General features: G+C 41.7%; 13 protein-coding genes. 5 read left to right on the top strand and 8 right to left on the bottom strand.

The window, feature by feature from the left end; translation table 11 throughout:
- The first annotated feature begins 14 nt into the window (after positions 1 to 14).
- The gene (locus tag CCS90_RS11075; RefSeq protein ID WP_162846890.1) at positions 15 to 491 is read left to right on the top strand and encodes a CPBP family intramembrane glutamic endopeptidase; all 477 of its coding nucleotides are present in this window, start codon (positions 15 to 17) and stop codon (positions 489 to 491) included.
- On the opposite strand, the gene tadA is transcribed toward CCS90_RS11075, so the two are convergent.
- From tadA to guaB, 3 genes are read right to left on the bottom strand one after another with little or no spacing between them, the layout of a single operon-like run.
- On the bottom strand, positions 448 to 939 hold the full coding sequence (gene tadA / locus CCS90_RS11070; RefSeq protein ID WP_211337059.1) for a tRNA adenosine(34) deaminase TadA: 492 nt from the start codon (positions 937 to 939) through the stop codon (positions 448 to 450). The genes CCS90_RS11075 and tadA overlap by 44 nt on opposite strands.
- Positions 930 to 2,480 (bottom strand): glutamine-hydrolyzing GMP synthase, encoded by a 1,551-nt coding sequence (guaA, locus tag CCS90_RS11065; RefSeq protein WP_099019618.1) that lies wholly within the window; start codon positions 2,478 to 2,480, stop codon positions 930 to 932. The genes tadA and guaA overlap by 10 nt, the downstream gene beginning before the upstream one ends.
- A gap of 26 nt (positions 2,481 to 2,506) precedes the next feature.
- A complete protein-coding gene (guaB, locus tag CCS90_RS11060) occupies positions 2,507 to 3,967 on the bottom strand; it encodes an IMP dehydrogenase (protein WP_099019735.1) in 1,461 nt (486 codons plus the stop codon).
- Between the two features lie 51 nt (positions 3,968 to 4,018).
- On the opposite strand from guaB, the gene xseA reads away from it, so the two are divergent.
- The 3 genes from xseA to CCS90_RS11045 are packed head-to-tail and all read left to right on the top strand — an operon-like array spanning position 4,019 to position 6,452.
- Positions 4,019 to 5,359 (top strand): exodeoxyribonuclease VII large subunit, encoded by a 1,341-nt coding sequence (gene xseA / locus CCS90_RS11055; protein ID WP_099019617.1) that lies wholly within the window; start codon positions 4,019 to 4,021, stop codon positions 5,357 to 5,359.
- Positions 5,360 to 5,407: 48 nt separating this feature from the next.
- Complete coding sequence (locus CCS90_RS11050) at positions 5,408 to 5,866, top strand: hypothetical protein (protein ID WP_099019616.1); 459 nt, start codon at positions 5,408 to 5,410, stop codon at positions 5,864 to 5,866.
- On the top strand, positions 5,859 to 6,452 hold the full coding sequence (locus CCS90_RS11045; RefSeq protein WP_211337060.1) for an IMPACT family protein: 594 nt from the start codon (positions 5,859 to 5,861) through the stop codon (positions 6,450 to 6,452). The genes CCS90_RS11050 and CCS90_RS11045 overlap by 8 nt, the downstream gene beginning before the upstream one ends.
- 1 nt (position 6,453) lies before the next feature.
- On the opposite strand, the gene CCS90_RS11040 is transcribed toward CCS90_RS11045, so the two are convergent.
- From CCS90_RS11040 to CCS90_RS11025, 4 genes are all read right to left on the bottom strand, one after another.
- Positions 6,454 to 7,503, bottom strand: coding sequence for a lipoprotein N-acyltransferase Lnb domain-containing protein (locus tag CCS90_RS11040; protein WP_099019615.1), 1,050 nt, complete (start codon positions 7,501 to 7,503; stop codon positions 6,454 to 6,456).
- Positions 7,504 to 7,511: 8 nt separating this feature from the next.
- Positions 7,512 to 8,357, bottom strand: coding sequence for a CorC family transporter (locus tag CCS90_RS11035; protein WP_099019614.1), 846 nt, complete (start codon positions 8,355 to 8,357; stop codon positions 7,512 to 7,514).
- A 114-nt stretch (positions 8,358 to 8,471) separates the two neighbouring features.
- On the bottom strand, positions 8,472 to 9,554 hold the full coding sequence (locus CCS90_RS11030; RefSeq protein WP_099019613.1) for a TFIIB-type zinc ribbon-containing protein: 1,083 nt from the start codon (positions 9,552 to 9,554) through the stop codon (positions 8,472 to 8,474).
- Between the two features lie 9 nt (positions 9,555 to 9,563).
- Positions 9,564 to 10,670, bottom strand: coding sequence for an SPFH domain-containing protein (locus CCS90_RS11025; protein WP_099019612.1), 1,107 nt, complete (start codon positions 10,668 to 10,670; stop codon positions 9,564 to 9,566).
- 57 nt (positions 10,671 to 10,727) lie between these two features.
- On the opposite strand from CCS90_RS11025, the gene CCS90_RS11020 reads away from it, so the two are divergent.
- Complete coding sequence (locus CCS90_RS11020) at positions 10,728 to 11,192, top strand: GNAT family N-acetyltransferase (RefSeq protein WP_099019611.1); 465 nt, start codon at positions 10,728 to 10,730, stop codon at positions 11,190 to 11,192.
- A 61-nt stretch (positions 11,193 to 11,253) separates the two neighbouring features.
- Here the strand turns inward: CCS90_RS11020 and CCS90_RS11015 are convergent, their stop codons facing one another.
- Positions 11,254 to 13,182, bottom strand: a complete 1,929-nt coding sequence (locus CCS90_RS11015) for a CBS domain-containing protein (protein WP_099019610.1) — start codon at positions 13,180 to 13,182, stop codon at positions 11,254 to 11,256.
- Between the last annotated feature and the right edge of the window lie 4 nt (positions 13,183 to 13,186).

Raw genomic sequence — 13,186 nt, 5'->3', positions numbered from 1 at the left:
TGCTATGGCTTACCATGAGGTATTCAAAAAAATGGGCACAATCACTTCATATTATACCCATACCTTTTAATTGGACTTTAATCGCCTTGCTGTTTGGCTTAAGTTACTGGCAAATTGATCAATGGTTGATGAGTTACCTACTTCAAACAGACCGACAGGCCGACATCACAGCGTGGCAACAAAACACAGCAAACTACCACCCAATAAGTCTGTTTATCAGTTCTGTGTTGTTTGCACCTGTGTTTGAAGAGTTGGTATTCAGAGGTTTGATGTTGCGCGCCTTACTGCAAAAAGCCAATGGATTTATTTCTGTCACCATGACCGCCTTGTTATTTGCTGCCATTCATTTGAGCTGGCCAGAGGCCATCAGTGTGTTTGCGGTCGGTCTAATTTATGGCTGGATGACCGTCAAATCTAAGAGTTTAATACCCGCTTTGTTGGCGCACATCACTCACAACGCTTTGACTTATTGGCAATACGCCTCTGCTTGAAAAACTGACTCAGTAATTGTCCACATTCGTCTCCAAGAACACCACCAACCACTTCAATTTGATGATTGTGATACGGTTTTTGCATCATGTTATCCACACTGCCTAGCACGCCTGTTTTAGAATCAAATGCACCGAACACCACTCTTTTAATGCGTGCATGAATCATTGCACCAGCACACATGGTACATGGTTCCAAGGTGACAAATAAGTCACAATCAACCAAACGGTAATTCTGTAATTTTTCCCCAGCTGCCGCCAAAACCAAATTTTCAGCATGAGCAGTTGGGTTGTTTAGATTAATCATTTGATTGTAAGCAGCAGCCACAACCTCACCTGATTGCACAATAACTGCACCAACTGGCACTTCACCTTGCTGTTCAGCTGTATGCGCTTGGGCCATCGCCAAACGCATGAAGTAGGCATCGTCCTTGGTTTGATTTATTCCCATTCAATGGTTGCAGGCGGTTTAGAAGAAACATCATAAACAACTCTAGAAACCTTGTCTATCTCATTGATTATCCTACGAGAAACCAAATCTATAAACTCATAAGGCAAATGTGCCCAACGGGCAGTCATGAAATCTATGGTTTCCACAGCTCGTAATGCAATGACGTATTCATAACGCCTGGCATCACCCACCACACCGACTGACTTGACGGGCAAAAACACTGCAAAAGCTTGACTGGTTTTGTCATACAAATCATGTTTTCTGAGTTCTTCTATGAATATATGATCAGCTTTTGCCAAGGTATCGGCATATTCACGCTTAACTTCTCCCAGAATTCTGACACCCAAGCCTGGGCCTGGAAATGGGTGGCGATAAACCATTTCTGGGGCCAGCCCCAAACTGACACCCAGTTTTCTGACTTCATCTTTAAACAAATCTTTCAGAGGTTCAATCAATTTCAAAGCAAGATCATCTGGCAAACCACCGACATTGTGATGAGATTTAATCACATGAGCTTTACCTGTCGATGAAGCAGCAGATTCAATCACATCAGGATAAATGGTACCTTGAGCCAACCATTGAATGTCATCCAAATCTCTGGCTTGTTGTTCAAAGATACGGATGAACAACTCACCGATGATTTTTCGTTTACGTTCCGGGTCAGACTCCCCTTTTAACCCATTAAAATACATTTCCTGGGCATTCACACGAATGACATTGATGTCCATTTTATCTGCCATGGTTTGCATCACTTGGTCACCCTCTTCAAACCGCAATAAACCAGTGTCAACAAACACACAAACCAATTGTTTACCGATGGCTTTGTGTAATAAAGCCGCCACCACTGATGAATCCACTCCGCCTGACAACCCCAACAACACTTTTTCCTTACCCACTAAATGACGAATATTTTCAACATGAGTATCGATGATGTTGTCAGTTTTCCATAATTTTTCACAACCGCAGATTCCATGAACAAATTGTGACAATATTTCACGCCCATCAGCCGTGTGTTCCACCTCAGGATGAAACTGAACACCAAAAATAGGAAGCTCTTTGTGTTCACAGGCTGCAAATGGTGTAGAACTGGTGTGTGCAATCGAATGAAAGGCTGGAGCAAGGGCTTTGACTTTATCACCATGGCTCATCCAAACATCTAGCGCTTGTTTGTTGATTTGAGCAAACAACTTAGACTGACCTGTCAAGTGTACCTTGGCATAACCAAATTCCTTTTCCTCAGATCCTTCAACCAAACCACCATAGTATTGATTGAGTAATTGCATGCCATAACAAACACCCAAAACCGGAACATTCAACGACAACACCACCTCATTTAAAGTTGGTGCGTTTTCCATGTGTACCGATTCAGGACCACCTGAAAGTATGATGCCTTGGGGCTCAAATGCTTCAATGGCAGCCGAATCTGCATCCCATGCATATATTTCACAATAAACATTAAGCTCTCTGACTCTGCGAGCAATCAGCTGTGTGTATTGTGAGCCGAAATCTAAAATCAGCACTTTACTGTGTTTTATATCCATCTGTTTGCTCTCTGCTTCCTTAACCACTAGGTTCTTGTTCTGTAATTAGGTGCTTCTTTGGTGATGTGAACATCATGCACGTGAGATTCTTTGACACCTGAATTGGTGATCCTGACCATTTGTGGTTTGGTTTTCATTTCAGCAATGTCCTTACAACCAACATAGCCCATTGAAGCCCTTAATCCGCCCATAAGTTGATGAACAACTGGGGCCAAAGCACCTTTGAATGCCACCCTGCCCTCAATGCCTTCAGGCACCAATTTTTCAGCATCTACTTCATCTTGAAAATACCGGTCTTTTGAACCTTTATTCATTGCACCCAATGAACCCATACCTCGGTAAGACTTGAATGTCCTGCCTTGATAAAGCTCCACTTCACCAGGTGACTCTTCAGTTCCTGCAAACATACCACCCATCATGATGGTTGAAGCACCAGCAACAATGGCTTTGGCCAAGTCACCAGAATACCTGACACCGCCGTCAGCAATCAAAGGTACACCTGTACCTGCCAAGGCTTTGGCCACATCATCTATGGCAGATATTTGAGGTACACCAACACCTGCAACAATTCTCGTGGTACAAATTGAACCAGGACCAACACCCACCTTAACTGCATCAACGCCAGCCTCAACCAAAGCCAAAGCAGCAGCACCCGTGGTGATGTTGCCAGCAATCACATCGACAGTTGGGTACTGAATTTTAATTTCTCGTACACGATCAATAACACCTTTTGAATGGCCATGTGCCGTATCAACCACCAGCACATCAACACCCGCTTTAACCAACGCATCAACTCGTTCGACCGAATCACCACCCGGCCCTACAGCTGCAGCGACCCTGAGTTGTTCACTGTCATCTTTAACTGCCAATGGGTAATCTTGTGATTTTTGAATGTCTTTAACTGTGATCAATCCTTTGAGTTGAAAGGCATCATTCACCACCAATACTTTTTCAATCCGATTGGAATGGAATAATTGCAAAACTTCACTGGCCTCTGCATCTTCCCCAACTGTAACCAAGTCTTCTTTGCGTGTCATGATGTTTCTGACCGGATCATCAAGCACTGTTTCAAAGCGCATGTCACGACTGGTTACAATGCCAACCAACTCATCACCATCAACCACCGGCACACCAGAAATTCGATGCTTCCTGGTGATCTCTAAAACTTCACGAATGGTGGTCAAAGGGCTGACGGTAATGGGGTCTTTAATCACCCCGGACTCATATTTTTTAACTTTGGTAACTTCTGCGCATTGTTGCTCTATAGATAAATTCTTATGGATCACACCAATACCACCGAGTTGTGCCATTGCTATGGCCAATCTGGCTTCTGTTACCGTATCCATGGCAGCAGAAACCACCGGAATATTGAGTTTAATGTTACGGGTTAATTGAGTGGACAAATCGACATCCTTTGGTAAGATGTCTGAATAATCAGGAACCAACAAAACATCGTCGAAGGTTAAGGCATCGTATAAAACTCTCATGGTGGCCACCTTTGGGTCTGAAAAATTAGCGGCGTATTCTAACATATAAAGATGTCATCAACACGAGGTAAAACACCCCAAAATCCATTTACTCCGACTGTATTGAATCAAATGTTAAAAAAGCATTTGTCTGAACAGTTTGCGAGCTTTTGGCTGATGGGGGAAATATTTGAACATTATCAATCACCTGCAGGCCATAGTTACTTTACTTTAAAGGACCAAGAGGCTGGTATCAAATGTGTGATGTTCAAACAAAAACAATCCATTGCATTAAAAAAAGGCATGAAGGTCACCCTGCTTGGACAAATGACTGTTTACACCCCCAAAGGTGATATTCAAGTCAACGTGGTCAAAGTCATTGAGTCTGGCCAAGGGGATTTAGCCCAACAGTTTTTAATTTTAAAACAAAAACTGATGAATGCAGGTTTGTTCGAGGCAGCCAGAAAACGGCCAATCCCTACAATGGTGAATTCACTGGGAATCATTACATCAAAAAATGGTGCGGCGCTGCAAGACATTTTAAATGTCTTACTTCACAAGAACCCATTAATTGAAGTCACCATATACCACACGCCCGTTCAAGGCAATGAGGCCCCACCTCAGATCAATCATGCCCTAAGAACTGCCGACAGCAATAAACATGATTTACTGTTATTAACTCGAGGCGGTGGTTCCAAAGAAGACCTTTGGGCCTTCAATGATGAGTTTTTGGCCCACCAAATGGCTCAGTTAGAAACACCAATTATCAGTGCCGTGGGGCATGAAACCGATGAATCTATCAGTGATTTGGTGGCAGACATGCATTGCATAACCCCCACAGCTGCTGCGCAATATATTTGCGGCGATTTTAATCAACTTTCTCAAAAGCTGAGTCATCACAGCCGACTGTTGTCTTTACTGATGCAAGACAAATTAAGAATTCATCAACAAGAAGTTGATTCACTGAGTCATCGTTTAGACAAGTCGCACCCAAAAAACTTGGTGCTTTCACAACAAAATTCATTGGCCTCAATGCAACAAAACTTAACCAAAACATTCAACAACCTATGGCAGATTAAAAACAATCAAATCAAGCATTTAGCTGATCAATTAAGCAGCCACAAACCCAACACCAAATTGGAGTCTCAAAAACTATCACAACTGACAGAACGTCTGAATTGGAAAATTAAACATGCCCTTGAAATGGCTGATCAAAAACTGCGACTGACCGCCAATGATTTAAACAACCAAAGTCCTTTGAAAGTGATGTCCAGAGGTTACAGCATAACCACTGAACTAGACAGTGGAGCCGTGATCAGTGACATTTCACAAGTCAAAATTGGTGATCAAGTATCAACTCAATTGAAATCTGGTAGAATACACGCCAAAATTTTTGAACGTTTAGAAGATTAACCACTCTAAGCGCTGTTTAAACATTTAATAATAACGAGGATTTACTTTATGGCATCATCAAAATCTTTACCATTTCTGGCCATTGCTGGCTTGATTTTAGTCATTGCGGTTGTGTGGAACATCTTTAATGATGACAGCACCGTTGTTGAAAGCACCACAAAAACAGAAACAATGATGGACAAAGGAACTGCCAAAATGGCTAATAATTCCAGCAAAGTTCAAAATACATCTGAGCCAAAAGCTGTTAAACAAAGCAAGCCTGTAGCGGTATTGCCTAATGTCTATGCACATCTTGAAGACATGCCGATAGAAGAAGCACAAGCGGAGGCAGAAAAATTAGGACAAAAACACATGAAATTTGCCATGCGATATAACACGCCTGACAAAGCATTGAAGGCTTTGCAATCATTCAGAGACATGAATCAAACAGATCAAGCAAGCGCATTAATAAGCTACATGCAATTGTCTTTCCCAGAGACTCAAATCCCACCTGAGCTTCTTGACTAAGAAAATTTTAATTTCGACAAATACCAATGAAGAGGCCATTAAAAAGAGCTTATTCATTGGTATTTGTTTCCCCATCACATCTGATCAAAACTTTTTTAACAAGCTCACAACATACCAAGACCTCAATGCCACCCACAACTGCTGGGCATATCGCATAGGTAATGAATACCGGTTCAATGATGATGGTGAGCCTTCAGGCACTGCAGGCAAACCCATTCTTGCTGCCATAGATGGCGCTGACTTCGATGCTGTGGGAGCTTTGGTTATTAGACACTATGGTGGTATCAAATTAGGGACTGGCGGCCTTGCAAGGGCTTATGGTGGCACCATTGCCAAAAATTTAAAACAGGCTGATTTTGAATTTCACGTTCCAAAATCGGAACTCAGAATTGAAATTGGATTTCAATACTCACAAATTTTGCATCAACTACTTAATCAATATGATGGCATCAGTTTAGATCAAAACTTTAATTCAAGCGGAGTAAACAACCTGGTTGAATTACCCAATGATCAAATTGAGGACTTCACATCAAGTTTAAACAATCACACCAAAGGAAGTGCTGAAATCATATTGATCGAATCATAGATCAAACCCTATTAAAATTTAAAGCCATCCAATGGATCAGCAAAATAGGCAACAAATACCAAGCGCCTAAAATCAACGCCAAGACCAGCCATATAGCATAAGAAGCCATCAATAACCCTCGTAAATACCGGTATTTGGTTATTAAAAAAGCAAAAGGAAAAAATAGCAGAACATTGAAGTTCAGACCAACGGTTTGATGACCGCTAAAAACCCACAAACCAAGCAAGACTAAACCAATCAATGATTGAACAATCCACACGGCCTTTTGGGTCGCTCTCTTGGTTTTATTAAATAATAAAAGCAAGAAAAGACTGGTAAACAGTCCCAGTAAGACACCATGCGTTTTTAAAACAGCAACCACCCTGTTTTGAGGGACTTCATGATACAGCACTGTAGAACTTGATACTTTCAATGGTCCCAGTTCAGATATTTTAGATTGTAAATACTGCGGTAAAGCCATCAACTCCCATTCAGACCTAGTACTGTAAGCAGACCAACCATATGCCATGGCCATTCCCAGATTCATCAATGATTGGTTTTTTGCGGGAAAGGTTTGTTTAAAGTAATTACTGTTAGACGCTTGGTTGAATTGGTTTCTTAACAAACCACCCCATGCCTGATCAAGGATGTCTCTGATTTTGGAAGAACAATTGTTAAGAAAATAATCATAATGATAAGACTGGTTTTCTGGCAAATTATGCCAGAACAGGTATTCGGTTATGTAGCTTATTTCAGCATCACTTAACTTAAGGTGTTGAACAATAAATGTCCTGTTTTGCCAGCGAGCCAATTCAATTTCTCTCGAAAAATCACTGACCCCCAAATCATATTGCATTTGGTTGCTCAGGAAGGATTGAATCAAGTCTTCATCCTCAAAACTGAAATAACCAAATCCATAAACGTCATCATCAATGGCCAGTGCAGTGTGACCAAAAGCCGACCAAAACTCACTACCTGCACCAATGGTTATCAGTTTGATTTCTTTGTCAGCTTGGACTTGAACACTTAAGTGAGCTAAAAGCAAAAACACCAGCAATTTGATTTGGCTCATTGAAAATTTCAGGAAAAGTCTACTTGAACAAACTCGATCCGACGTTTATCAGACTTAATGATTTTAAACATTAAATTTTCGACCCATATTTCTTCACCTGTTTCAGGTAAGCGCCCTGCTTCACTGGCCACCAATCCTCCAATGGTATCAAATTCACTGTCATTGAAGTTTGAATCAAATGCCTCATTAAACTCTTCAATGGTGGTTAATGCATTCACCCGATAAAGCTTGTCACTGATTTTCATGATATAAGGATCTTCATGGTTGTCATACTCATCATCAATTTCGCCAACGATAACTTCCAGAATGTCTTCTATCGTCACCAAACCAGCGACACCGCCATATTCATCGATGATGATAGCCATGTGGTTTCTCGAGGTGCGAAATTCATTCAACAAGATATTGACTTGTTTCGACTCGGGAATCACCACGGCAGGACGCAAAATTTCTCTGAGGTCAAAATCTTGCTCTCCTTTGACAAATGACTTCAAGATGTCTTTAGCCAATAAAATGCCCTCCAACTCATCCTTATCCTCACCCACCACTGGAAATCTGGAGTGACCAGATTCAACGATAATTGGCAACACTTCTTCAATGTTAGAAGTTAATGGAATCACCACCATTTGAGCACGGGGAATCATCACTTGTCTGACTTGGAGGTCAGCAACCTTCAACGCCCCTTTCATCATATTCAAGGCATCAATATCCAATAAAGCATTGTGATGGGCTTCCATTAGTATTGCTAGGAGATCGTCCTTATTTTGAGGTTCATCCGTAAATAAATTGGCTAACTTATTAAGCCATGATTTCTGATTTTCCTTATCAGAACCTTTGATACTCTGGTCTTCTGTCATTAAGGTTTTTTAATACACCTTGGATTATTGAACATGTGCTAAGTTTAATGCCTTGAGATTAGGATGTCTATCCTTCTATGACTGATAATAGTCGCTAAAGCTGCAATTATGTTATTACTTTGAAATGATGACCGCCAATCCGATAATAGATGCCAATAACAATACCGCACCCACTATTTTATAATAACTCCAAGGTCGCTCACCATGCGCTTTGCCATTCTGACCATTGATGACGTAACGAAATGTTTTTTCCTTGTAATTAAAGGCAGATACCCACATGGGTGCCAGCAACAATTTAAAACCCACAGCATGGTAGACTGAATTCACTCGATGTATGCGCTGGTGATCCCCACCAATATCACGTCTCACCGTTTGTCTGATTGCTCTGTCCATCACTTTTTTGGCATTTTTAAACCCCTCAGGCAGGCTGACTTGATACAGTTCTGAACGAAAACCACTGAGGTATTTTTCATTGTATTCTTGAGTCCTGAGCATGTCCCAGTGTGAGAGAAAGTTTTGAAACTTTACCGGGAGGGTATAACTTCCTAACACCACCACATCATCAAACTGGTTAAATACTCGGCCAGATCGATGACGCCACCTGATCTTAACCACTGTTCTGGTTTGCATCACCGTTTTGCCGTTGACTTTGGTAGGCACCCTGATCGTGGTCGTGTAGTTATCACCTCTTTCACCAGAGTAGTCACTGTCAACTTGAGCGTCAAACGCCCACAGTGGCATATATGAACCAACGATTGATTGGGCTTGAATCGCTTTCTTTTTCAATGCTGTGGGTGCAAACCACAATCCATTAAGCCACTTTTTAAAAGCGGCTTCGGCTTCATGCTGATGGACTTCAAATGGCAACACACCATCAGGAACCAAATGACGATTTTGATCTACCGGCACCACCACATTTAAATCACAATAAGGGCATTCTTCTGCATGTATATTTTCTGGCAGCATAAAATGAGCACCACAGTTATCACATTTCAATTCATGTCTGACCACTTGCGGGTCAAAATAACTGAAATCATTCACCACTTTTTGGTAATCGTGCGCCAAATACATGTCTAAAGGTGATGCCTCAATGGGGTCGACCTGACCACAACTGACGCATTTGAGAGAATGCATACCGATGGCATAGTCCAAGTCAGAACCACATTGGTTACACTTGAAGTGTTTATAGGGTGTCATCTACTCTTATTATGATGGCATGGCAGGTGGTTCATTGTTTAAATGCATTAATACCTCGGACAACCCATCTGCGGCAATCCAATCTTTTAGACCCGCGGTCCACATCATGCTATCAGCTGAGATTTGCTGGTTTTTTATCATTTCCACCACAGCTGCCAAGTTTATTGGGCCAACCCTTTCGCCATCAACGATGACGAAATAGTGTTTGATTTCTTTTGTCGCTTGCGGCACTGGAGGTGGCGCCAAAGGATCAGTGGCATCACCTTTTGCCATGGCTTGGCCAAATGATTGCGCCATCCCAAAGCCCATTCCCATGGCCATACCACCACCAGCAGCCGATTGATTATTGGCTGCATCTCGCATTGATTGGGCTTGCTGGTAGCGAGTAAACCGATTTAAATCACCAACAGCAATTGAACTGGCTCTTTCATCCAAAGCCTTTTCAACTGACTCAGGAACAGAAACATTCTCAACCAACATGGTTTCTAATTTCAGTCCATATTCGTTAAACATGGGCTGTATTTGGTCAGTTAAAAATTGACCAAGATCATCATAACTGGCGGCTAAATCTAAAACCGGAATGCCTGATTCACTGATGACTTTAGCAAACCCAGTAACAACCAAGTTTTTTAACTGCCCAATGATTTCCTCCAGCACAAAATGGCCATCTGTGCCTACGATTTCTTTCATCATTTTTTCAGGGTCATTGATTCTGAAGGCATAACTGCCAAAAGCCCTGATTCGAATGACCCCAAACTCACGGTCTCTGAGGATCAATGGATTTCGCAATCCCCACTTCATGTCAGTAAACACTTTGGTGTTGAAAAAGTAAACTTCCGCCTTAAATGGGCTTTCAAAACCATGCTTCCAGCCTTGTAAGGAAGACAAAATAGGTACATTGGCAGTGTTCAATTCAAACAAGCCAGGGCCAAATACATCAGCCACTTCTCCTTCATTAACCAGAACCGCCATTTGCCCTTCCCTGACTGTTAACATGGCGCCGTTTTTAATTTCATTACCATACCGTGGAAAGCGATAAACCAATGTATGCCTTGTGTCATCAGTCCACTCAATGATATCGACCAATTCACCAAATAATTTATCCCAAATTCCCATAAGCTTTGCCTTAAGACTAAAATGAATTATTATACACATTTTGGATATGAATAATCAGTGAAAGAAGTCACCACCTTGTTGCACACAAGCACATTAGGCGCACACTTTAAAAGTTTGAATGAAGAGTGGTTAAAAAAGTATTTTGTGATTGAACCCATCGATGTTCATGTTTTATCAAGACCGGATGAAATCATCAGTCAGGGCGGGCAAATCATTTATGCCTCATTAGACCAGAAAATAATTGGCTGTGTAGCGCTAAAACACCATGGGGAACAAGTTTTTGAACTGACAAAAATGGCAGTAACAGCTGAATACCAAGCAAAAGGTATTGGCGCCATTTTGATGCAAAAATGTATCGAAGTATTCGACCAATTGAATGGAGAAAAATTATATCTGGAATCCCACTCTTCTCTGCAACCAGCAATTAAGCTTTATGGTCGCTTTGGGTTTGTTAAATTGCCCCACCCATTTGAATCCGAATACCAAAGAAGTGACTATTATATGGAGTATTTGGGTGATTAATCAGTTCTGGTCACTGGATTAGCCTAAAATCAAAACAACCCCACCAGAAACAATTTTTAGATCAGCTGCTTTCTTCTAACTTACCTTTATACGCCTTCAAATCAGCTTCCAACACGTGGCTGGCAATTTTAATTAAATCATATTCAGTGATAACGCCTGCTAATTTACCGTTATCCACCACAGGCAAGCAACTGATGCGTTTATCACGCATGATTTGAATGGCTTCTACAGTGGTGGTCTTAGGCCCCGCAAAAATGGGTTGTTCATTCATGATTTCGCGTATCGCTGTTCCTTTGTGATCCTCTCCATCTACAATTTTTTTCAAAATTGATCGGTGTGAGACCAAACCCACCAATTCACCTTCATCATTTTCAACGGGCACATGCCTGACTCTTTTCCAGTCCATGATGCTGGCCGCTAAATCCATCGAGTCATCGGGGCGCACAGTCAATAACTTGGTGGTCATAAATTGCCCCACCAATAAATAACCTGCTCGCCAATCGGTGCGTTTTACTGGTTTGGCCAAGGGCCATTCATGGATTGGCCGGTCTACAGCCTGCTGATCATGCATTTCTGCAACCACAGCCCTCACTTTTTCGTCAGGATGTAAATCTTTATTCATTTCAGTGATTGATTTTATGGCCCATTTGGCACCAGTTTGTTTATTCTCAACTCTTTTTTCAATGGTGGTTAAATAACGTTCAATGTCTTGTTTATCTAAGCCAGCAGATTTAAGTCCGCTTTCGGCGATGGGCAACAACTCATCTTTAATTAACCTTGTGGCTGAAATACTTTCTCCATTGATCCATGTGAAATGACATTCCAGTCCGGTGCGACAAGCTTGTAAAAAATTATTACGTGCATGAGAAAAACGCAAATCCTTCGAAATATCATCAGTTTTTTGGCTCATACCTGACATCAAACCAAAGTAAAATGCGGAATTGGCCACCTCATCAATCACCGATGGACCAGAGGGTAACACGCGGTTTTCTATGCGCAAATGCGGTATATTGTCCTTTACGCCATAACAAGGCCGATTCCATCGATAAACCGTCCCATTGTGTAACATCAAGGCCTTTAATTTTGGCATTATGCCAGCATGAACCATACCCACAGGATCTTCTTCATAGTCAGAAGTGAGGACCACTGAGAATCGGGAAATGTCATCACGAAACACATCAACGATACTTTCAATCCACTCATTACCAAAATGAACCCTCGCTTGCGTGCCGCGTTTTTGGTGTTGCGTAGAACGCGTATCAATGGAGTTTTGAAACACCGCAATTCTAGACTCATGCCACAATCGATAATGATGAATCAGGCCAGAGTTGACAGCCACTGCCATCAAAGGTCCAGTGACCGCTTGTGACATGTTGTACATTTCAACAAATTCATTGCCACTGACTTGAAAATGAACTTGAAAACTGGTGTTCATGGCTTCCAAAAGAAAGTTGTCATGTGTTACTGACAATTCATCTACACCACGAATGTCCATCCGAAAATCCGAACCCCTGATTTCTTTCAAACGATCATTCAATTCATAATATCGATCAACCGGTGTGATGCTGTCCAAGGTTAAATCCATTTGACGCAATGTAGGTAAAATACCCGCTAAAATAATTTTCGCATCATGGTTGCCGGCGTGGTGTTTGGCAATTGAAACCACTTCCTTGATTTCCTCTTCCATTTCACTCAAGCACTTACCTTCAAACCTTCTGGGAGTTAAATTCGCCTCAATGTTAAACAAAGCGATTTCATTGGTAAATCGATCATCCGTGATGTCTCCGAGTATATCCAATGCAGTTAAACTTGGACTGTAATCATTGTCAGTCAGAAACATTTCTTGCTCGGCACCAATTCTTCTGGCACCTGATTCGATGAGTCCTTTTTCAATCATCAGTTCCAACGCCTTCAGGTCATTTAAGACCGCTCTGGTAAATAGCCTTTTGGCTTCATTGTCTCCGCCTCTTGAAATATTCTGTTCGCCCATGGGT

Source organism: Marinicella litoralis (assembly GCF_002591915.1).
In the GTDB taxonomy this organism is placed as follows: Bacteria; Pseudomonadota; Gammaproteobacteria; order Xanthomonadales; family Marinicellaceae; genus Marinicella; species Marinicella litoralis.
The sequence above is the reverse complement of the archived record's forward strand: the minus strand, read 5'-3'. Positions and strand labels throughout refer to the sequence as shown.

Bases quoted from the DNA above. Each gene is read 5' to 3' on its own strand.
- CCS90_RS11075 (WP_162846890.1), top strand. From the start codon at position 15: ATGAGGTATTCAAAAAAATGGGCACAATCACTTCATATTATACCCATA.
- tadA (WP_211337059.1), bottom strand. From the start codon at position 939: ATGGGAATAAATCAAACCAAGGACGATGCCTACTTCATGCGTTTGGCG.
- guaA (WP_099019618.1), bottom strand. From the start codon at position 2,480: ATGGATATAAAACACAGTAAAGTGCTGATTTTAGATTTCGGCTCACAA.
- guaB (WP_099019735.1), bottom strand. From the start codon at position 3,967: ATGAGAGTTTTATACGATGCCTTAACCTTCGACGATGTTTTGTTGGTT.
- xseA (WP_099019617.1), top strand. From the start codon at position 4,019: ATGTCATCAACACGAGGTAAAACACCCCAAAATCCATTTACTCCGACT.
- CCS90_RS11050 (WP_099019616.1), top strand. From the start codon at position 5,408: ATGGCATCATCAAAATCTTTACCATTTCTGGCCATTGCTGGCTTGATT.
- CCS90_RS11040 (WP_099019615.1), bottom strand. From the start codon at position 7,503: ATGAGCCAAATCAAATTGCTGGTGTTTTTGCTTTTAGCTCACTTAAGT.
- CCS90_RS11035 (WP_099019614.1), bottom strand. From the start codon at position 8,357: ATGACAGAAGACCAGAGTATCAAAGGTTCTGATAAGGAAAATCAGAAA.
- CCS90_RS11030 (WP_099019613.1), bottom strand. From the start codon at position 9,554: ATGACACCCTATAAACACTTCAAGTGTAACCAATGTGGTTCTGACTTG.
- CCS90_RS11025 (WP_099019612.1), bottom strand. From the start codon at position 10,670: ATGGGAATTTGGGATAAATTATTTGGTGAATTGGTCGATATCATTGAG.
- CCS90_RS11015 (WP_099019610.1), bottom strand. From the start codon at position 13,182: ATGGGCGAACAGAATATTTCAAGAGGCGGAGACAATGAAGCCAAAAGG.